Origin of the sequence: Pseudophaeobacter flagellatus (assembly GCF_021228235.1) — a bacterium.
Classification (GTDB): Bacteria; Pseudomonadota; Alphaproteobacteria; order Rhodobacterales; family Rhodobacteraceae; genus Pseudophaeobacter; species Pseudophaeobacter flagellatus.
Genome location: NZ_JAJQRG010000002.1, coordinates 527,052 through 546,822, shown reverse-complemented (window position 1 = coordinate 546,822; position 19,771 = coordinate 527,052). Strand labels below are relative to the sequence as shown.

Annotated in this window: 14 protein-coding genes; 10 read left to right on the top strand and 4 right to left on the bottom strand. The window is 61.4% G+C overall.

Features of this window, described 5'->3' with window-relative positions; all coding sequences use genetic code 11:
* Positions 1 to 70 precede the first annotated feature (70 nt).
* Positions 71 to 5,626 carry an alpha-2-macroglobulin family protein gene (locus LRK71_RS06065; protein ID WP_456300279.1) on the bottom strand — a complete coding sequence of 1,852 codons (5,556 nt, stop codon included), beginning with the start codon at positions 5,624 to 5,626 and terminating at the stop codon, positions 71 to 73.
* A gap of 152 nt (positions 5,627 to 5,778) precedes the next feature.
* Here LRK71_RS06065 and LRK71_RS06060 point away from each other — a divergent pair, with 152 nt between their 5' ends.
* Positions 5,779 to 8,133 carry a response regulator gene (locus LRK71_RS06060; RefSeq protein ID WP_232401846.1) on the top strand — a complete coding sequence of 785 codons (2,355 nt, stop codon included), beginning with the start codon at positions 5,779 to 5,781 and terminating at the stop codon, positions 8,131 to 8,133.
* 2 nt (positions 8,134 to 8,135) lie between these two features.
* Here the strand turns inward: LRK71_RS06060 and yaaA are convergent, their stop codons facing one another.
* The 3 genes from yaaA to LRK71_RS06045 form a co-directional block, all read right to left on the bottom strand.
* Complete coding sequence (gene yaaA / locus LRK71_RS06055) at positions 8,136 to 8,906, bottom strand: peroxide stress protein YaaA (protein ID WP_232401844.1); 771 nt, start codon at positions 8,904 to 8,906, stop codon at positions 8,136 to 8,138.
* Positions 8,907 to 8,946: 40 nt separating this feature from the next.
* Positions 8,947 to 11,037, bottom strand: coding sequence for a DNA helicase RecQ (gene recQ, locus LRK71_RS06050; RefSeq protein ID WP_408635978.1), 2,091 nt, complete (start codon positions 11,035 to 11,037; stop codon positions 8,947 to 8,949).
* A 160-nt stretch (positions 11,038 to 11,197) separates the two neighbouring features.
* Positions 11,198 to 11,485: a YggT family protein gene (locus LRK71_RS06045; RefSeq protein WP_232401842.1), complete on the bottom strand. Its 288-nt coding sequence runs from the start codon at positions 11,483 to 11,485 to the stop codon at positions 11,198 to 11,200.
* A 252-nt stretch (positions 11,486 to 11,737) separates the two neighbouring features.
* On the opposite strand from LRK71_RS06045, the gene LRK71_RS06040 reads away from it, so the two are divergent.
* From LRK71_RS06040 to LRK71_RS06000, 9 genes are all read left to right on the top strand, one after another.
* Positions 11,738 to 13,102: an MFS transporter gene (locus tag LRK71_RS06040; RefSeq protein ID WP_232401840.1), complete on the top strand. Its 1,365-nt coding sequence runs from the start codon at positions 11,738 to 11,740 to the stop codon at positions 13,100 to 13,102.
* Between the two features lie 5 nt (positions 13,103 to 13,107).
* Positions 13,108 to 13,968, top strand: a complete 861-nt coding sequence (mepA, locus tag LRK71_RS06035; protein WP_232401983.1) for a penicillin-insensitive murein endopeptidase — start codon at positions 13,108 to 13,110, stop codon at positions 13,966 to 13,968.
* Between the two features lie 136 nt (positions 13,969 to 14,104).
* The gene (locus LRK71_RS06030; RefSeq protein ID WP_232401838.1) at positions 14,105 to 15,019 is read left to right on the top strand and encodes an esterase-like activity of phytase family protein; all 915 of its coding nucleotides are present in this window, start codon (positions 14,105 to 14,107) and stop codon (positions 15,017 to 15,019) included.
* Positions 15,020 to 15,314: 295 nt separating this feature from the next.
* On the top strand, positions 15,315 to 15,941 hold the full coding sequence (locus LRK71_RS06025; protein ID WP_232401836.1) for a queuosine precursor transporter: 627 nt from the start codon (positions 15,315 to 15,317) through the stop codon (positions 15,939 to 15,941).
* A gap of 99 nt (positions 15,942 to 16,040) precedes the next feature.
* Positions 16,041 to 16,460 (top strand): alternative ribosome rescue aminoacyl-tRNA hydrolase ArfB, encoded by a 420-nt coding sequence (gene arfB, locus LRK71_RS06020; RefSeq protein ID WP_232401833.1) that lies wholly within the window; start codon positions 16,041 to 16,043, stop codon positions 16,458 to 16,460.
* A 69-nt stretch (positions 16,461 to 16,529) separates the two neighbouring features.
* On the top strand, positions 16,530 to 17,276 hold the full coding sequence (locus LRK71_RS06015; protein WP_232401832.1) for an SDR family oxidoreductase: 747 nt from the start codon (positions 16,530 to 16,532) through the stop codon (positions 17,274 to 17,276).
* A gap of 138 nt (positions 17,277 to 17,414) precedes the next feature.
* The gene (locus LRK71_RS06010) at positions 17,415 to 18,443 is read left to right on the top strand and encodes a P1 family peptidase (protein WP_232401831.1); all 1,029 of its coding nucleotides are present in this window, start codon (positions 17,415 to 17,417) and stop codon (positions 18,441 to 18,443) included.
* Between the two features lie 105 nt (positions 18,444 to 18,548).
* The gene (locus LRK71_RS06005; protein ID WP_232401829.1) at positions 18,549 to 19,010 is read left to right on the top strand and encodes a c-type cytochrome; all 462 of its coding nucleotides are present in this window, start codon (positions 18,549 to 18,551) and stop codon (positions 19,008 to 19,010) included.
* 162 nt (positions 19,011 to 19,172) lie between these two features.
* Positions 19,173 to 19,715, top strand: a complete 543-nt coding sequence (locus LRK71_RS06000) for an isopentenyl-diphosphate Delta-isomerase (protein WP_232401827.1) — start codon at positions 19,173 to 19,175, stop codon at positions 19,713 to 19,715.
* Positions 19,716 to 19,771: the final 56 nt, after the last annotated feature.

The window sequence follows — 19,771 nt, the reverse complement described above, 5'->3', positions numbered from 1 at the left end:
GCTAGGGTAAAGCCCCGGTACCACAGCCGCGATGCGCCCCCAGCCTGCGACCCGGCAGATGCGCCCTGGGTCACCGGATCTCAACCGATCCGGCAGCGGTATGGGCACGATAGGCCGGGCGGTACATGTCTTCGACCTGGGCCGCCGGGTGGTGGAACCGCCCCGGCGTCACCGCCCGGCTAATATAGGCCAGCGTCACCGGTTTGCTGCCGGACAGATCCACCGCCGCCAGAAAGCGATCACTGCGGAATTCCGCGTGCTCGGCCTCGGTCAGTTGCAACCACTCCAGATCGCGCAGATCACCCGAGCGCAGCAGGTTAGGGTTGTCAATCTCCACCCCGGCGGGCAGCGGATCATTCACCATCAGCCGCGCGCCAGTTGTTTCATGCGGCGTCACCTGCAGCACGGTAACAAAGCGATCGCCAACCGCAAACTCCGTCCCCGCCAGTTGCTGCCCATCCAGGCTGTAGTGACTGCGCTGAATGGTATAGCCATAGCCCCCAGCTGCGGGCGGCACCTCTGGCACGCCAAGCGTGGTCAGGGTCAGATCCGTCGCCGCGCCGCTGGCGCTGGAAATTGCCAGATCCAGCCCCAGCTGATCACCGCTCACCCGCACAAAGGGGCCTGTGCTCGGCTGGCCATTGACCAGAATGCCTGACTCCTCTGGAGATTTGATCAGCGCATGGGCCGCCAGCAGGGTCCAGGCGGATTCCTGCGTTGATCTGCGGTCGGTTTTTGCCGTCACAAGCTGAGTCAGCCGTTCCAGCGGCAGGGCATCGGATCTGGCCTCGACCACCAAGGCCAGCACGCCTGCCGCATCGCGGCGCTGGGTGCCATAGTCGGCGCGCCAAACCGGGCGTTCCACCCCGGCCTGTTGCAGCATCTCCCCCGCCTGGACAAACATCCGGTCCGCCCGGCGCTGATCGCCGTAAGCCGCCAGCGCCGCCCCCAACTGCGCCGCCGCCAGAGGTGTGGCAAAATCATTTGCCTTTACATCGGCATAGTAGCGCAGATCGCCCATGGCAGCGGCCCCTTCACGGGCCAACACCAGCAGCGCATAGGCCACATCTTCGCCGCCCCCGTCAAAATCAGAGGCATAGTTGATCCGGTTGCGCAGGTTGTCCATGGCGCGCACAAAGGCCTTTTCAGGGACAGTATGCCCCTGTGCCCGCGCCCGCGACAGGAAATCAGAAGCATAGGCATCCAGCCAGAAATCACCACTTTCAGCCCGCCACAGGCCAAAGGCGCCATTGCTGGCCTGGCGGGTCAGCACCCGCTGAATTGCCGCTTGAATACGCGCATCCACCTGCGGCCCCCTCCCCAGGCCCAGCGACTGCGCCACCGACGACAGATAGAGCAGCGGCAGCGCCTTGGATGTCACCTGCTCAGTACAACCATAGGGATATTGATCCAGGCTTTGCAGCAGACCGGGCACGTCAAACCGGGCCAGCGGTCCCGCAGACAGAACGGCACGGGTGGTGCCCGGGTTCAGCCCGGCAAAGACATCCTGCGTCAGCTGGAATGTCCCGCCCTTTTGCAGGCTGAAACGGCGGGTGGTCGCCACAACCGGATCATTATCCCGCACCGGCAGGCGCAGGACCTGGCTCAGCTGTTTGCCCGCAGGCGTCACCAGCGATAACACCAGTTCCGGATCACCAACAGCCGTGGCGGTGACCGGCAATTCCAGCACCGCCTTGCCCTGTTTTTCCAACACCACCGAAGCGGGCAGCGCCCCAAGGGAAAGGCCGGCGCCAAGGCTCTGTGCGCTTAGCCGCATTTCACCCGCCGGGCCATCAGCATGCACCACTTCAATCCACACCCGGCTTTGGTCTCCGGGGGCAAGAAAGCGCGGCAGCGTCGCGGTTACAACCACCGGGTCGCGCACCAGCATATCGGCTTCGGCCTGACCAACCGCCGTTTTGGACCAGGCCACAGCCATGAGCCGCACGGTACCGTTAAAGGCTGGCAGATCCATCGGGAAATCAACCGTTCCACTTTCATCCACCTGCACTGCGCCGGAAAAGAAGGCCACCAGATCCTGGGTGGGTGGCGGCGACTGCATCTGCAGGCCGCGGTTCGCATCGCCACCCGAACGCAGCTGCCCAAAGGCACCATTGCCCGGATCGATCAACCGTCCGTAAAGGTCGCGCAGCTCCATCCCGAGGCGGCGCTGGCCATGATAATACCCGCTTGGGTCGGGCGATTTGAACCCGGTGAGGTTGAGGATCCCCAGATCCACCGCCGCCACCGTCAGCCAGACCTGCGCCCCGGGTGCGGCCCCGGTCACGGCAATGCGCGCCGTTTCAGTGCTGCGGGGGCGCGCCAGTTCCGGAGCCTCGACGCTGACCCGCAGCTCTTGTCCCGGTTGGGTCACCTTGGCATGCACCAGCCCCAGCGCCCGTGTTGGGGTCCGGCTGGCACGCCCGCTCAGCGGTTGCAGCATCGTCGCGGTCACATAGGCACCACTGCCCCAGTCCTGCGTCACGTTCAGCGGGATCACCACTTCGCCAGCCTCGACCTCTACGGCCTGGCGTTCGATAACCCGGTTCGACAGCACCGATATCAGCGCCGTGCCACTGCTTTGCGGCAGCAGCCGCAGCCGGGCAGTATCGCCGGGGCTATAGCTATCGCGATCCAGCGACACCTCCAGCCGGTCTGGCGTTGCCGAAGCATCGGCCGGGGCGTACCACCCGGCATAGAAATCCAGCGAAGCGGCGACATAGTCACCATCCAGCCGTTCCACCACCAATTCATACTGGCCCCAATCGGTTGGGGTCGACAACGCCAAGGGGGTCTCGCCCAGCATGGCTTCGCCCGTGGCGATGCTCTTGCGGCGGGTGCTGGGTTCCCAGTTCCAATTGCCATAGAGCTGATACCAGTGATAGCGGGTCTCGATCCGGTTCAGGCTCCATTTCACCCGCATCGGCATCGGCTGGCGGCTGGGAGACAGCGCCACCAGTTCAAAGCCAGCTTCGGTGCCCTCGGCGACCACATCCTCAAACAGCGGCCTGATGCCCAGAATCGGCCCCTCGGGGCTGACCGGCAGATCCAGGCTGCGTTCCACCGGGCGGCCCGATCCATCCGTCAGCCGGGTGGTCAGCGAAGCCTCAAGCGGGCGGCCTGCGGCCTCAATTTCGGGCAGGGCCACGGTAATCCGGGCCGCGCCTACCGCATCGGTGCTTTCATCGCCAAAGTAGTTGCGTTGACTGTCGCGCGGCGCATCATGGCGGCCAAAGCGATAGCCGGGCCAGTCTTCCAGACGGTCAACCGGACGCAGACGCAGATCGCCGTCGATGGCCAGGTCAGCGCCGGGGGCGCCAAACAGATAGCGCGCCTTGATGTCGATCTGCGCGGCCTCGCCCTGGCGCAGCAGATCCGCATTGGCGACGCTTTGTTCAAAATCGATGCGTTCCGGCAGGAAATCTTCGACCAGGATCTGGCGCGTGGCCAGGGCCGGGGCCTTTACGTCGCTTTTGATATCCAGCCGCCAGGTGCCCCGCGGCGCGCTTGGCCCCACGGGCAGGGCAAAGACATGACCGCCCATCTTGCCGCCGCTTGACAGATGGCGGCTGTATTCCACCCCATCGGGACGGGTCAAAATAGCGCTGAGCGGCAGGCCTTCGATTGCCTGGGCGGTGCTATCACGGGTCAGCGCAGTGACATGGATCACCTCTCCGGCGCGATAAGCGCCGCGATCCGTGGCCAGAAAGACATCCACCGGGCCAGGAGCCGGGCGGCCTTCGACGCCGCGATCGGACAGATCAAAGGCCGCATCTTTCAGCGACAAAAAGGCAAGATCCTCGCCCGTCTCTGCATCATCGGAGCCAGATACCCGGGCAAGAACCATGGCCGGGGCAGCACCACCACGCCCGCGCGCCAGACCGGGCGCAAAATGCGCATAGCCTGTTGCGTCGCTGATGGTTTTGCCCAGCACCGCATTAGCGTTGGAAATCAGCGTGACCTCAACCCCGGCGCGCGGCTTGGCATCCGACAGCCCCTGCACCTGTACATGCAGCCCATCGCTGCCAGACAGAGAGCTCAGCCCCAGATCCGTCAGTACAAACCACTGGGTGGCACCGGGATTGTCATAGGGGTCGGCGCCCTTGATGCTGGCCGAAAGCGCGTAGATGCCAACCGGTTGTCCACTTATTGCTTCGGCCAGGGGCAGCCGGGTGGTCATATCCTGGTTCAGTTCATTCTGCAGAACTGCGGTGCCGCGCCAGATCTCTTCGGCGATATCGCTAGCAAAATGTTCTTCCTGCCACTGCGACAGCGGGCGGCCAAAGTAGCCATCCTGAATGCTGCGCAGCAGGTTGCGGTCACTCATCCGGCGCAGGCGCAGGTCGACCTCATCCAGATTGACCGTTTCAATCGGCAGCGCTGCCTGATCTGTCTTGGCCAGCACATAGGCACGGCCGGGGAACCGCACCGCCGGGCTGCGGTCGCCAATATAATGGGTCAGGTCCACATCCTTGAGCAACGCCTCGCCATTCGCCGCAGGCAGTCCCCGGCGCAGGGTCAGGCTGTAGCGCTGCCCATGCTCCAGCCCTTCGAGGCAAAGTTCATGCCCCTGGGCGGTGGCCACAACCCCGGAAGTTGGCAGTTTGACATAATCCTCATAGGAAACCCCGCTGAGCAGCAGCGGTTCCGAGAATTCAACGCAGAGCCGCGGATTGGCGTCGTCGCTATGCACCCGGCTGTCGGTGACGTGAAAGCCGTATTTGGCAATAGAGCGGTCCAGCAGCCCAGCGATATCCTGGCGCGGGGCGCGGGCCTGTGCCAGGCGCAGCACCGGCAGCATGTCCCGCCCCCGACCCAGCTTTTCCAGCGCCAGCGCCGCGGCCACCAGCCCATTGGCCTGCACCGCATCTGAAGGTGCGCGCAAAAAGGCGTTCAACCCGGCCGCCAGCGCCTGATTGCGCAGTTCCTGTTTGTCCCCGCTTTTGCCGCCGCTGTAGCGTAGCAATACGGCAGAATATTCCGCCCAAAGCCCGGCCTCATCGCTGAGCGCCACCGCCTGCGCCAGCCAGCGCAACGCGCCTTTATCATTGCCATTGCGGGCCTGGATCTGCCCGGCGATCACCATATCCTCAAGGGTGGCCCCTTCGGCGGCATGGCGCAGGCCGATCTCCTTGGCCTGGCGATAGGCCAGCTGCAAATCCGATTCGCGCAGGAAGGCCAGATCTTTAGCGCGTCTCTCGCCCTGGGCGAGCATCTGTGGGGATTGGACCCGCTTCAGGGCAGAAACCGCCCCAACAAAGGGCGTGGCCGTCTGCATATTCTGCTTTGGGAAACAGGCATTGGCCCGCGTATTGTAGGAAAATCCGGCGCAGCTATCCTGGACAGAGCAGGCCCGTTCGCAGGCGGCAAGATCAGTATCAAACAGCGCCTGCAGATCCGATCCGTAATAATCCGTATCCATAAAGGCCTGATAGCGCAGCGGCGGAATAGCCGAGTCTGCCCTAGCACTCTGGGGCAGGCCAGCGACCGTCGCCGCAAACGTCAGCACCACAAGCGCGCGACTGGCCCCTTTGCCCCACCCCGCCCAAGCGGCGGCAACTTTGGCACCAATGCGATGTGCCCAAACAATAAAAAACGTGAATCGTGCAAAAAATTGAACTGACATGACGCTCTCCCAAATCGCCGTCAGGCTGACACGGGCTTAACGTCATAGCAAGATGTTCACGCCTAAGACTAGTTACCAGACATTTGATTTTTGCCGAACCGTTGCCCCCATTTGGGGATTCTATTGTTGTTATTTTGATGGAGCCCGCAGGGATGAGCCTTGCTGACAAGGTCACAGAAGAGCGTCGCGCCAGGCTGGCTGCAGAACGCTTGCTTGAACTCAAGCAAGCTGAGCTCTCGGCTGCGAATCGCAAACTGGGCCGTCATGCGCTGGCGCTGACCAAGCAGATCGGCGTCACCCAGGCCGAAGTGGCGACGGTGCGGGATGAAAATGCCAAGGTCAAATCCGACCTCAGCATGGCCAACGAAAAGATCGAAACCGCAGAACGGCGGCTCTGGCATTCAATCCAGGCCTTTCAGGATGGCTTTGCCTTTTTCAACGCAGACAGCCAGTTGCTCGGTGCCAATACGGCCTATCTCAACATCTTTGATGGTCTGGAAGAGGTCACCCCAGGGGTTTCGTACACGCGGATCCTGCAAATTCTGACCGATGAAGGCCTGGTCAATACCGGCAAGCTGAAACCCGATGCCTGGCGCGCCATGATGGGCGACCGCTGGCTGTCGATCTCGCCCGAGCCCATTATCATCCAGATGTGGGACGACCGCTATCTGCGCCTTATCGACCAACGTGGCCATGGCGGCGACGTGGTGAGCCTAGCGCTCGATATCACCTCTTCGGTGCATTACGAGGAAGAGCTGCGCAACGCCCGCGAACGGGCCGAGGCGGCCAACCGTGCCAAATCAGCCTTCCTCGCCAATATGTCACATGAGATTCGCACCCCGATGAATGGCGTTGTCGGCATGGCGGAACTGCTGAACGACACCAACCTGAACGAAGAACAACAGCTCTACGCCAAGACCATCCAGAACTCGGGTGAGGCGCTCTTGGTGATCATCAACGATGTGCTGGATTATTCCAAGATCGAGGCCGACAAGCTTGTCCTGCACACAGAAGCCTTTGATCTGGAACGCTGCATCCACGAAATCGTCATGCTGTTGCAACCCACCGCGCGCGACAAGGGCCTGTCGATGCTGGTGGATTACGACCTGTTCCTGCCCACCCAGTTTATTGGCGATCCGGGGCGGATCCGGCAGGTATTGACCAATCTGGCTGGCAATGCGGTGAAATTCACCAAAACAGGCCATGTCACCCTGCGCGTCACCGGAATTTCCGATCCCGAAGAGGGCATCTGCGCGGTGCATTGCATGATTGAAGACACCGGCATCGGCATCCCCGAGGACAAGATCGATCACGTCTTTGGTGAATTCAACCAGGTCGAGGATGAACGCAATCGCCAGTTCGAAGGCACTGGTCTGGGGTTGGCCATCTCGCGACGGTTGATTGAATTGATGGAGGGCGAAATCTGGGTCGAAAGCGACGAGGGCAAAGGATCCTGCTTTGGATTCCGCATTCCGCTGCCCACTGTCGGGCTAACCCATAGCCCCGTCCCCAATCTGCCCAAAAGCCTGCAACATATTCTGCTGGTGGACGATTCGACGCTCAATACTGAAATTCTGCAGCGACAGCTCATGTTGCTGGGGATTGAGGTCACTGCGGCAAAGAACGTTTCAGAGGCAGGGGCAAAGATGAACGATGGCATCGACATCGTTATTGGTGATCACACCCTCTCCGGCGATGGGGGGCTGGCGCTTCCCCGGCAGCTGCGCGAGCAAGGATGGCAGGATGTGCCCATTGTGATGCTCTGCTCCAATCTGCACGAATACCCCCCAAATGACATAAAGGAACTCTCTCTGGATCTGCTGCCAAGGCCGACGCCGCGCGATGCCCTGTTTGCCAAGCTTGCGACCCTGGGCAATGCCCTGATGGATAAACAAACCGCTGCCGGTGTCACCACCACGCCCCAGGTGCCAGACGCCAACAGCAGCGCCGTACCAGAGTTGATCGCACAGGAAGGCTGGACGGTACAGACAGGCGGGACCGTAGAGGCAGAACCAGCACGAATGACCCTGGAACAGGCCTATGCCACAGATAATGCAGCAGCCAAACACTTTGCCCCGCCCCCGGAAGAGATGCAGGCGCGCCAGATGCGCATTCTGGCCGCCGAAGACAACAAGACCAACCAGCTTGTCTTTCGCAAGATGGTCAAAGATCTCAACATCGATCTACAGTTTGCCAACAATGGCCTAGAGGCGCTTGAACAGTATCAGAACTTTGAACCTGATCTGATCTTCATGGATATTTCCATGCCGCAGATGGATGGCAAAGAAGCCACCAAGCGCATCCGTCAGCTAGAGATGCTGACCGGTCGTCACGTGCCCATCGTGGCCTTGACGGCGCATGCCATGAATGGCGATTCCGAAGGCATCCTCGCCGCCGGACTGGATCACTATCTGACCAAACCACTGCGCAAGGCGGTCATTCTGGACCGCATTCTGCAACACACCACGACCGCTTTCCAGCCCGTCAAAGTAACCACCGCCGCCTAGGCTCAGGCCTCTGGCTGACGCAGGAAAACCGGTTTTTGCGGCTCTGACAGCTCTGGCTGATAGCAATAGCCGCCTGCATCAAATCCCTGCAGGGCCTCGGGCTCGCAAAGCCGGTGCTGGATCACGTAGCGTGCCATCGCGCCCCTGGCACGTTTGGCGTAAAAGCTGACAATCTTTGGCGTACCATTCTTCAGCTCCATGAAGACCGGCGTCACCACCTGCAGTTTCAGCGCCTTCAGATCGACGGCACCAAAATATTCCTGGCTGGCACAGTTGACCAGAACCTGCGCGCCGACCTGCTCGGCCTGGGCGTTCAGCGCTTCGGCAATCTGGCTGCCCCAATATTCATAAAGGTTTTTGCCGCGCGGAGATTTCAGCCGCGATCCCATCTCCAGCCGGTAGGGCTGCAACCCGTCCAGCGGCCGCAACAGACCATAGAGCCCCGAGAGAATGCGAAAGTGATCCTGCGCCCAGGCCATTTCTTCGGCGTCCAGCGAGGCGGCCTCTAGCCCCTGATAGGTATCACCGGCAAATCCCAACGCGGCGGGACGCAGGTCGGCGTCTTTGGGGTCATCGGCAAAACTGCGAAAGCGATCATGGTTCAGCTTGGCCAGATCTTCGCTGATTTGCATCAGCTTCATCAGTTCCGCGACGCTCAACCCCCGCGCCACCTCTGCCAGGCGAATGGCATCCTCCTGAAAGGCCGGTCGGGTCATCGTCTGATCCCGCTCAGCCCAGTCCAGCTTCTTGGCCGGGGATACCACTACCAGCATCGCGCGCTCCTTTGTTGCCGCTTTGTTTCCGTGATCAGACTTAGTCAGTCTGGCGCAGAACGTCCAGAAAGGCGGGTAAGAATCTCTCTGCCCGGCGTTCCCCAAGCAGGATTGAGATGCCGTGTTCATCCGTCGCGCGCATCTGCGCCACCTTGGCCAGCAGCTGCGCCGGGCAGCTCAGCGGTTTGAGGGTGCCGCAGGCACCACGGGTCAGCTGTGCCTGCACCGCCATCAGCGCATCATAGGTGCTGCCGGCCCCCGCCCGCATGGCCAGCTTGCGCCTTGCGGGGTGCAGCTGCTCCACCGCGCCGGTGATGACTTCCAGAAACTCTGCCCCGTAGCGCTCTAGCTTCTTGGCCCCCACCCCACCAATCCGGGCCATCTGATCCAGGGTTTCAGGGCGGGTTTCGGCCATTTCAATCAGGGTCTTGTCGTTGAACACCACATAGGCGGGCACCTTCTGCGCCTCGGCCAGGGCGCGGCGTTTGGCCTTCAGGGCCGACAGAAGCGGCGCATCCTCTTCCGAGACCAGCGCCTTGACCGCCGGGCGGCGGTCGGCCGAGGCGATGGTATCCTTGCGCAGCGAGATCTGCGCCTCGCCCTTCAGCACTGGCAATGCGGCTTCGGTCATACGCAGCCCGCCGTGGCGTTCGGGATCCGGGCGCACCAGATCATGGCCCATCATCTGCCGGAACACCGCCTGCCACTGGCGTTTGCTGTATTCCTTGCCGCAGCCAAAGACCGACAAATCGTCATGCCCCTTTTCCCGCACCCGATCGGTCTGGGTACCAAACAGGATGTCGATCAGATGGCCCGCACCATAGGTTTCATTGGTGCGCAGAATCGCCGACAAGGCCTTGCGCACAGCAATGGTGCCATCGAACACATCCACAGGCCGGTCGCAGAGGTCACAATTTCCGCAGGGCTCTGACGCTTCTTCAAAATACTTCAGCAGGCTCTGACGGCGACAGGTCAGGGCCTCGGCCAGCCCCAGCAGCGCATTCAGGCGGCCATGATCCGCAGCGCGACGTTCTGCTGGGGCAAGCCCTTCGTCGATCTGGCTGCGGCGCAGGCGGATGTCATCCGATCCAAACAGCGTCAGCGTTTCGGCGGGCGCCCCATCGCGGCCCGCGCGGCCAATTTCCTGATAGTAAGATTCGATGCTTTTGGGCAGATCAGCATGGGCCACCCAGCGGATATCGGGTTTGTCGATCCCCATGCCAAAGGCCACGGTGGCCACCACGATCAGCCCATCTTCGCGGGCGAACCGTGTTTCCACATCGCGGCGATCCCCGGCCTCCATGCCGCCGTGATAGTGGCAGGCGGCGTGACCGGCATCGCGCAGGGCGCGGGCCAGGTCTTCGGTCTTGGCGCGGGTGCCGCAATAGACAATGCCCGACTGCCCCTTGCGCGCCGCCGCAAAGTCAAGGATTTGCCGGCGAGGCCCATCCTTGGCGGCAAAGGCCAGATGGATATTGGGCCGGTCAAAGCCACGCAGGAAGCTGCGCGGGGGATGGCCGTCAAACAGCTTGCGCACGATTTCTTCGCGGGTTTCTGAATCTGCGGTGGCGGTAAAGGCGGCCAGGGGCACATCCAGCGCCTGACGCAATTCCCCGATGCGCAGATAATCGGGGCGGAAATCATGGCCCCACTGGCTGACGCAATGGGCCTCGTCCACCGCGATCAGGCTGACATTAATGCGCTGCAACATGTTCAAGGTAGACCCCGAGGCCAACCGTTCAGGTGCCATGTACAACAGCTTAAGCTCTTCCGCCTCGATGGCTTGCCAGACAGCTTCGGTCTCTTCCTCGGTATTGCCAGAGGTCAACGCACCGGCATTGACTCCAACCGCCTGCAGCGCCCGCACCTGATCGCGCATCAGGGCAATCAGTGGCGAAATCACCACGGTGACGCCGGCCCGTTGCAGCGCCGGCAGCTGAAAGCAGAGCGATTTACCGCCCCCCGTGGGCATGATTGCCAGCACGTTTTCGCCCCGCGTCACCGCATCGACGATTTCTTCCTGTCCGGGGCGGAAGGCGTCAAAGCCAAAAATCTCGCGCAAAAGCGGCGGGGCGACGGGCATTTCACTCTCGCGGGTCTCCGTCTCGGTGATCGCTGGCGCGGTTGTCATGGAGTGGGACCTCGTTGGGTGCTGCTGCTCTGATTTGAGCGCTACAATCCCACAGGTCGATTCGGGCGGCAAGCGAAAGGGGCAAAGCTTTACGCTTCACCCCTGCACATTTACTCAGCTTAGCCCGCTGAAATTGCATTCAGCGGCGGTTTGATCGCGCCTAGTAGAAAGCCATCATGTTGTTCTGGATGATGATGCGCAGCGCATAGACCGCGATCAGTACCACCAGAGGTGCCAGATCAATACCGCTCATATTGGGCATGATGCGGCGCACCGGGGCATAAAGCGGTTCAAGGATGCGCTGCAGCATGTACCAGATCTGCCCTACCAGCTGCTGTTGCAGGTTCAGCACCTGGAAATTGATCAGCCAGCTCATGATCACATGGGCAATAATAAAGAACCAGACAATGTCCAGAACCAGCAGCAAAATTTGGAACAGCGAGAGCATCGTTCACCTCTTTCGAATATCAGGCCCCTAGGTAAGCAGCCCCGCCCCCATGTGCAAGGCTTCCGCGAGGTTGCAGTTGACCATTGGTTAAACGGTGGCAACAGGGGCACATCCCAATATAGAGAGACGCGCAACTGGATTGATGCCTGGCGCGCGGCGGACGCGCAACGCCCCTGGCCGCCGATACAAGATGGGCTTGCCTAGCAGCGCCCGCCCCTGTCTTATCGCCACAGAAAAACAGGTGGGGACAGAATGAGCATTATTTCAGCGCGCAAGCGCATTTGGGGCTGGTGGTTCTTTGACTGGGCCAGCCAGCCCTATCACACGCTGCTGGTGACCTTTGTCTTTGGCCCTTTCTTTGCCGCTGTCGCTGCGAATTACTACATGGGGGAAGGCCTGGACGTCGAAGCCGCCAACGCCCAGGCCCAGACCATGTGGTCGCGCGGGCTGACCATTACCGGATTGCTCATCGGTTTTGGCGCGCCTTTCATTGGCGCAATGGCCGACATTTCCGGACGCAAGCGACCCTGGCTCTTGGGGTTTTCGCTGATGTATGTGGTCGGTGCCGGGGCGATCTGGTTCATGGATCCGGGCGGTGCCAATCTTTGGACAATGCTGATCTGCTTTGGCCTGGGCTTTATCGGCGCTGAATTCGCCCTGATCTTTGCCAATTCGCAACTGCCCAGCCTTGGTGATAAAGACGACGTCGGGGCCATCTCTGGGTCAGGTTTTGCCTTTGGCTATCTGGGCGGAGTGCTTGCATTGTTCATCATGCTGCTGCTGTTTGTGGAACAGGGCACAGGCAAGACCCTGATCGGGCTGGATCCCATTCTGGGACTGGACGCCGAAAGTCGCGAGGGCACCCGCGCAGTAGGGCCCTTCACTGCGCTGTGGTTCATCGTCTTCATGGTTCCCTACTTTCTCTGGGTCAAGGATGATGCCCGTACGGGCGAGCGTGGCACCCTGCGTCAGGCCATCGGGCTGGTGGTCACCTCGGTCAAGGCGCTGCGCCAGCGGCCCAGCCTGATGCGGTATCTGGGCTCTTCGATGCTGTACCGGGACGCGCTGAACGGACTGTATAGTTTTGGTGGGGTCTATGCCGCCTTGGTACTGGGCTGGGAAATCACGCTGATCGGAGTTTTTGGCGTAATCTCGGCTATTGCGGCGGCCCTGTTCAGCTGGATCGGCGGTTTTGCTGACAAGCGGCTTGGCCCCAAGCCGGTCATCGTGGGGTCGATCCTGGTGCTGACCCTGGTCTGCATCACCGTGGTCAACATGTCGCGCGAGACGCTGTTTGGCCTGCCTCTTGCTCCTGGTTCCAGCCTGCCGGATGCGATTTTCTTTGGCTGCGGCATGTTGATTGGCGGCTTCGGCGGAATCTTGCAGGCCGCCAGCCGCAGCCTAATGGTGCGCCATACCAATCCTGCCAAGGCAACAGAGAGCTTTGGGCTATACGGTTTGTCCGGTCGTGCCACCGCCTTTTTGGCGCCGCTCCTGATTGGGGTTGCCACAACCCTGACAGGTAGCGCACGATTGGGCATTACCCCGGTGGTCTTTCTGTTCATCCTTGGATTGATCCTATTGCACCGGGTCGAGGCAAAAGGAGATCAGGTTTGAAACAACTGGTAGCGAGTATTTGTATTGTGTTTGCGCTGGCAGTACCGGCCAGCGCCGCCACCCCAGCCAAGCAGCTGTTTGGTGCCAAGGATAGTGGCTCTCGCCAGGCAGCGGCGCCGCATGGGTCCTACGCCAAGGGCTGCGTTGCTGGTGCCGTGCAACTGCCGGAAACCGGCCCCACCTGGCAGGCCATGCGGCTGAGCCGAAACCGCAACTGGGGCCATCCCGAAACCATTGATTTCATAGAAAAGCTGAGCCGGTTTGCCGCCAGACAGCCGGGCTGGAACGGCCTGTATATCGGCGATATCAGCCAGCCCCGTGGTGGTCCGATGACCTCTGGGCATCGCAGCCATCAGGTTGGGCTGGATATTGATATCTGGATGCGCCCGGCGGATCGGCTGACTTATAACCGCTCGCAGCGCGAAAAACTCTCTTCCATTTCCATGCGTCGCAACAACGGGGCCTATGTGAATTCCGACTGGACCCGCGCCCACCACGACATCATCAAGGCCGCCGCCCAGGACAAGCGGGTGGCGCGGATTTTTGTCTTCCCCGGTGCCAAGGTGCAGATGTGCAAGGATGCCAAGGGTGACCGGCGCTGGCTGCGCAAAATTCGCCCCTGGTGGGGACATCACTATCATTTTCATGTCCGGCTTGCCTGTCCAAGGGGCGCACGCGGCTGCGTCGATCAGGATCGCCCGCCACGTGGCGACGGCTGTGAGGCCGCGCAGAGCTGGGTCAATGACATTTTGAACCCGCCACCACCCAAACCGGTTGACCCCAACGCCCCAGCGCCTAAGCCTCGGCGCGACTACACCCTATCGGATTTACCCAGACAATGCGCGGCAGTTCTGCAATCAGACTAAAAGCTGAATTCCCGAGAGCCCGCAGGCGCACCCATGCGAAATGGGTGCGTGCAAACTGGATGGGTGCAAACCGGGCCTCGGTAGCCTCGGCCCATGCAAAACGGACCAATACGCTTTGACCCTCGGCAAACTCCGTATGGCCGCTAGATCACGCCGCAGCCTGTTTACCTGCCTGCTGCTGGTCAGCGGTCTGGCGGCGGTTGCGGCCTATGCCGCAAACCGTCCCCGCCCGCGCCATGAGACCGCCCAATTCGCCGGGCGCTACATCTGGCAGGAAAGCAAAAGCTGGTTTGGCGGATTTTCCGGGATCGAAGTTTCGGCAGATGGCAGCGCGATGACGGTGCTCAGTGATCGTGCCCGGTTGGTCCGCGCCGATATCCAGCGCGACAGGGACACGATTGCCAAGGTTCAGCTACGCAATTCCCAGCAGTTGCGCACCTCGACCGGGCGCAGCCTGCTTGGCCGCGTCATGGACAGCGAAGGCCTGGCGATTGCCGCCGATGGCACGCTCTACATCTCTTTCGAGGGGGTGCCACGGGTGGCCTATCACCAGGCCGACAGCGCCCGCGCTCAAGTGCTGCCGCGCCCCGATGCCTTTGACGCGATACCCCTGAACAAAGCGCTAGAGGCCCTGGCGGTTGATGCAAAGGGGCGGCTGTACACCCTGCCGGAAAATGCCCCGAATGCTGCGGGTGATTTCCCGGTCTGGCGCTGGAATGGCCAGCGTTGGAGCCAGCCTTTTACGCTGCCGCACCGGGGCGGCTTTCTCCCTGTGGGGGCGGATTTTGGCCCAGATGGCCGGTTTTACCTGCTTGAACGCAGCTTTATGCTTATTGGCTTTCGCAGTCGGCTGCGTCGCTGGGACATCACCGCCCAGGGGCCGCAAAACGAGGTCACCCTGTTCCAAAGCGCGATCGGTGCCTATGACAATCTCGAAGGGCTCTCGGTCTGGCGCGACGCTGCAAACCGCCTGCGGGCCACCATGATTTCGGATGACAACTTCCGCAGCCTGCAACGCACCGAACTGGTAGAGTTTTTCCTGCCTGAATAGGGCCTATCCACTCGGTACCGCCGCTTCGCCCTTTTGTCCGCCCGCCACCATGCACTGCCGCACCGCGCTCTGCACGGTGCCCGGCCCAACGGGAGAGGCACAGTCTTTAACTGTGCTGATCCGGGCGGGAGCCCCACCTGTGTTCTGGCTGCTGTCACAGCTGCCGTTACGCCATCATCTGCCACACAGGGGCAAAAGGCTTGCCAAATGGTCTGCGCAGCGATAGGTGGGCGCGTCTTTCGCAGATCCTGCGGAACAAGTCGCCGCGACCTTGTATAAAAAACGGAACTGAAAAATGAATCGTTCTCATCTTCCTGGCATTCTAGCCATGGCGGCCACTGTTGTGGCCTCTAATATCTTGGTGCAGTTTCTCTTTGGTCAGTGGCTGACCTGGGGGGCCTTCACCTATCCCATTGCCTTTTTGATCACCGATGTGATGAACCGCGTCTATGGCAGCTCTGCTGCGCGCCGCGTGGTGCTGGTCGGCTTTGTCACCGGGGTGGCCTGTTCGCTCATCGGCACCCAGATCATTGGTGAATTTGGCCCCCTGGTCACCCTGCGCATCGCACTTGGGTCTGGCCTGGCCTTCCTCACCGCGCAGCTGCTGGATGTCTCGATTTTTGCCGCCCTGCGCGACGGCAAATGGTGGCGCGCGCCGCTGGTCTCGACCCTGATTGGCTCTGTGGTGGATACCGCGCTGTTCTTCACCATAGCCTTTTCCGGTGCACTGGCCTGGATTGAACCCGCCAATGACACCTCCTGGGCGCAAGAGATGCTGCCGTTGCTGGGTCTTGGCCCCCTGGTGCCGCTTTGGGTATCGCTGGCCTTGGCTGACTGGCTGGTCAAGCTGGGCCTGGCGCTGCTGGCGCTGATCCCCTTCCGCTTCCTGGTGATCCGGCTGACAGCCACGCCCGCCCGCTAAGGGCAGCACCACGCCGCAATACAACAGTTCCGACAAAAGGCCGCGCCCCGGTTGGGTGCGGCCTTTTCCATTTGGCTCAGTCGCGCTAGATCCTGCCACATGCTCGAAATCACAGATAACATCACATTGCAGGACTGGGAGCTCAGCGAGAGCTTCATGCGCGCCTCGGGGCCGGGCGGGCAGAATGTGAACAAGGTGGCCACCGCGGTTGAACTGCGCTTCGAGGCGGCCCGTTGTCCGGCGCTGACCCCGGCAGTGAAATCCCGCCTCAAACGGCTTGCCGGACGCCGCTGGACCAAGGAAGGCGCCATCCTGTTGCAATGCGACGAAACCCGCTCGCAGCAACGCAACCGGGAGCTGGTGCGCGACCGCCTAGTGGCGCTGATTCGCCAGGCCCTGGTAGCACCAAAACGTCGTATAGCGACCAAACCCACGCGCGGATCTGTCAAGCGACGGCTGGAAAGCAAAAAGCAGCGCAGTGCGATCAAATCAAACCGGGGAAAAATCACTCCAGAGTGATCCTAGCGATTGCACCCGGCTGCCGCCTTCGCCATGTTGAGCCCAAATTATTTTGGAGGAGAGAACGTCATGCGGCTTGCTGGAAAATGCGCAATTGTAACAGGCGGCGCGTCTGGTTTTGGTCTTGGTATCGTTGATAAATTTCTAGCCGAGGGAGCGCGGGTGATGATCGCAGATATCAATGCCGAAGCCGCCCAGGCCATGGCCGCAGAGCGCGGCGATGCAGCAATGGCCCAGCAGGTTGATGTGGCGAATGCCGCTTCGGTCAACGCCATGGCCGAGGCCGCGATCGCCCATTTTGGCCAGGTTGATATCCTGGTCAATAATGCCGGCGTCACCCATCTGCCGACCCCCCTGGATGAGGTCAGCGAAGACGATTTTGACCGGGTGTTCAATGTGAACATGAAATCGGTCTACCTGACCGCCCGCGCCCTGGTGCCCCACATGAAGTCCCGCGCCAGCGGCGCCATTCTCAATGTGGCCTCAACCGCCGGGGTCTCGCCGCGTCCCAATCTCAACTGGTACAATGCCTCCAAGGGCTGGATGATCACCGCGACCAAAACCATGGCCGTCGAACTGGCACCGCAGGGCATCCGGGTCAATGCGATCAACCCGGTCGCCGGGGAAACGCCGCTGCTGAAATCCTTCATGGGCGAAGACACGCCAGAGGTGCGCGCCAAGTTCATCTCCTCGATTCCAATCGGGCGGTTTTCCACCCCCGAGGACATGGGCAATGCCGCCTGCTATCTCTGCTCGGATGAGGCCAGCATGGTCACAGGCGTCGCCATGGAAGTCGACGGCGGCCGCTGCATCTAGGCGCCCCCACCCCGTCTACCCTGCCCGGTCTTGACCGCACCCTGCTGTGCCTTTGAGACAGATCAAGATCGGGCAGATGACATCTATAGAGCAGGGCCTCTCGGCCCGCTTTTGGCTTTGGAACAGGAACCCGCCCAAATGATCCCAGGTCCCAAGAACCTCATCACGGATGTCCCCGGCCTGTTGGTCGGAAATGCCGATGATCCGGTGGTGAAATCCGGCACCACCGTACTGCTGAGCCCAGAACCGCTGACCGCCTCGGTCCACGTTATGGGCGGCGCGCCTGGCAGCCGCGAAACCGATCTCTTGGCACCGGATAAATCAGTCGCCAAGATCGACGCGCTAGTGCTCTCTGGCGGGTCGGCCTATGGGCTGGATGCCTGTTCCGGCGTGGTGGATGGGCTGCGGGCCGCTGGCAGGGGCTTTGCACTGGGCCCCGCCATCATCCCGCTGGTGCCCGGCGCTATCCTGTTTGATCTGCTGAATGGCGGCGATAAAGGCTGGCAGGACAATCCCTACCGCGCCCTGGGCCGCGCCGCCTTTGAGGCGGCCGCAACCGATTTTGCCCTTGGCAGCCACGGGGCTGGCATGGGGGCGCTGACCGCCATGGTGAAGGGCGGGCTTGGGTCTGCCTCTTTTGTGCTGGACAATGGCGTCACCGTTGGTGCCCTTGTCGCCGCCAATCCGATGGGCAGCGTCACCACCCCAGGAGACCGGCATTTCTGGGCCGCCCCCTTTGAGGTGGGCGATGAATTCGGCGGCCTCGGCCCGGATAGCGCCAGTGGGCTGGGGCGCAGGCTCGACAGTCGCAAGATGCAGGCCATGCACGTCCTGGCCGCGACAGACAGCCTGCCCAGCGAGCGCGGCAACACAACCATTGCCATCGTTGCGACCGATGCCGCCCTGAGCAAGGCCCAGTGTCAGCGAATGGCCACCGCCGCCCACGATGGTATTGGCCGCGCCACCGTTCCCGCCCATGCCCCTGGCGACGGAGATCTGATCTTTGCTGCCAGCACCGGCGGGCGCGTTCTGGATGATATCGACACAGAATTGGGCCAGATCGGCCATGCGGCTTCGCTCTGCCTGAGCCGTGCCATCGCCCGTGCCGTCTATTGCGCCACTCCTCAGGAAAACGACCTTCTGCCCTGCTGGAGCGCCAGCCCATGACGCGACCTGCCGGGCGGATCCACTTCATGCGGCAAAGTCACCTGTTGACCATCTGACCAATGCATCGCCGTATACTCTCGCCAACTCAATAATTGGAGCAAGCAAATGAAACACGTCCTGACAGCCACTCTTCTTGGTCTGCTGGCCGCCCCAGCATTCACAGCCACCGCCTTTGCCGAAGGTAATCCTGCCAAGGGTGAGAAAGTTTTCAACCGCTGCAAATCTTGCCACACCATTGTATCGGATAGCGGCGAAAATATCATCAAGGGTGGCCGCACTGGCCCCAACCTGTGGGGCGTCGTCGGTCGCACCGCCGGCACCTATGAAGACTTCAAATACAGCGATGACCTGGCCGCCGCTGGTGCCGCTGGTCTAGTCTGGGATCTGGAAAACTTCACCGGCTTTACCGCTGATCCCCGCGGTTTTCTGCAGACCCATCTGGACGACAGCAAGGCAAAGTCGAAAATGACCTTCAAACTGAAGAAGGGTGCCGAGGATCTCTATGCCTTTCTGGCCCAATATGGCCCCGCGCCAGAAGATACAGCCGAGGAAGCGGCCTCGGAATAAGGCGCACCTCGGCTGACCCTGCGTCAGCCGATAAATCTGCTCGAAATTTGAGCACCAAAGGCCGTGTCCCCAGGGGCGCGGCCTTTCGTACAGTTGCTTTGCGCCGCGCGCCGCGCTAGCCAGTGTGAGCTTGGCCTTGAAGGCACTCATCCTGGACCCTGAATGCCCCATATGATCCCGGCCTGGGTTAACGGCGAACTGACACCAGTAGAAAAGCTCTCGGCGCATGAACAGGGGCTGAAACACAAGGCCGTGTCGGTCTTTGTGGTCAAAGGCGTCAAAATTCTGATGCAGCGCCGGGCCTTGGGCAAATATCACACGCCGGGGCTCTGGGCGAATACCTGCTGCACCCACCCGATGTGGGAAGAGGCCTCCTCGGCCTGTGCGGTGCGGCGCATGCAGGAGGAGCTGGGCATCAGCGGACTATATCCTGAATTCCGCCATCAGCTGGAATATCGCGCCGATGTGGGCCATGGTCTGATCGAACACGAAGTCGTGGATGTCTTCCTGGCCCATGCCCATCGCCCGCTCGAACCCAAGGCCAACCCGGCGGAAGTGATGGAAACCTGCTGGATGGATTATCACGATCTCTTGGCAGAGGTGCAGCGCCATCCAGAGCGCTTCACCCCCTGGCTCAAGATCTATCTCCGTCAATATGCAGACATCATCTTTGGCCCTGATCTGATCATCGCCTCCAAAGACTGATCCCGCCAAATCCCAGGTCGGCCCGCCGACACAACACCTCTCGCGCCGCCTCCAGC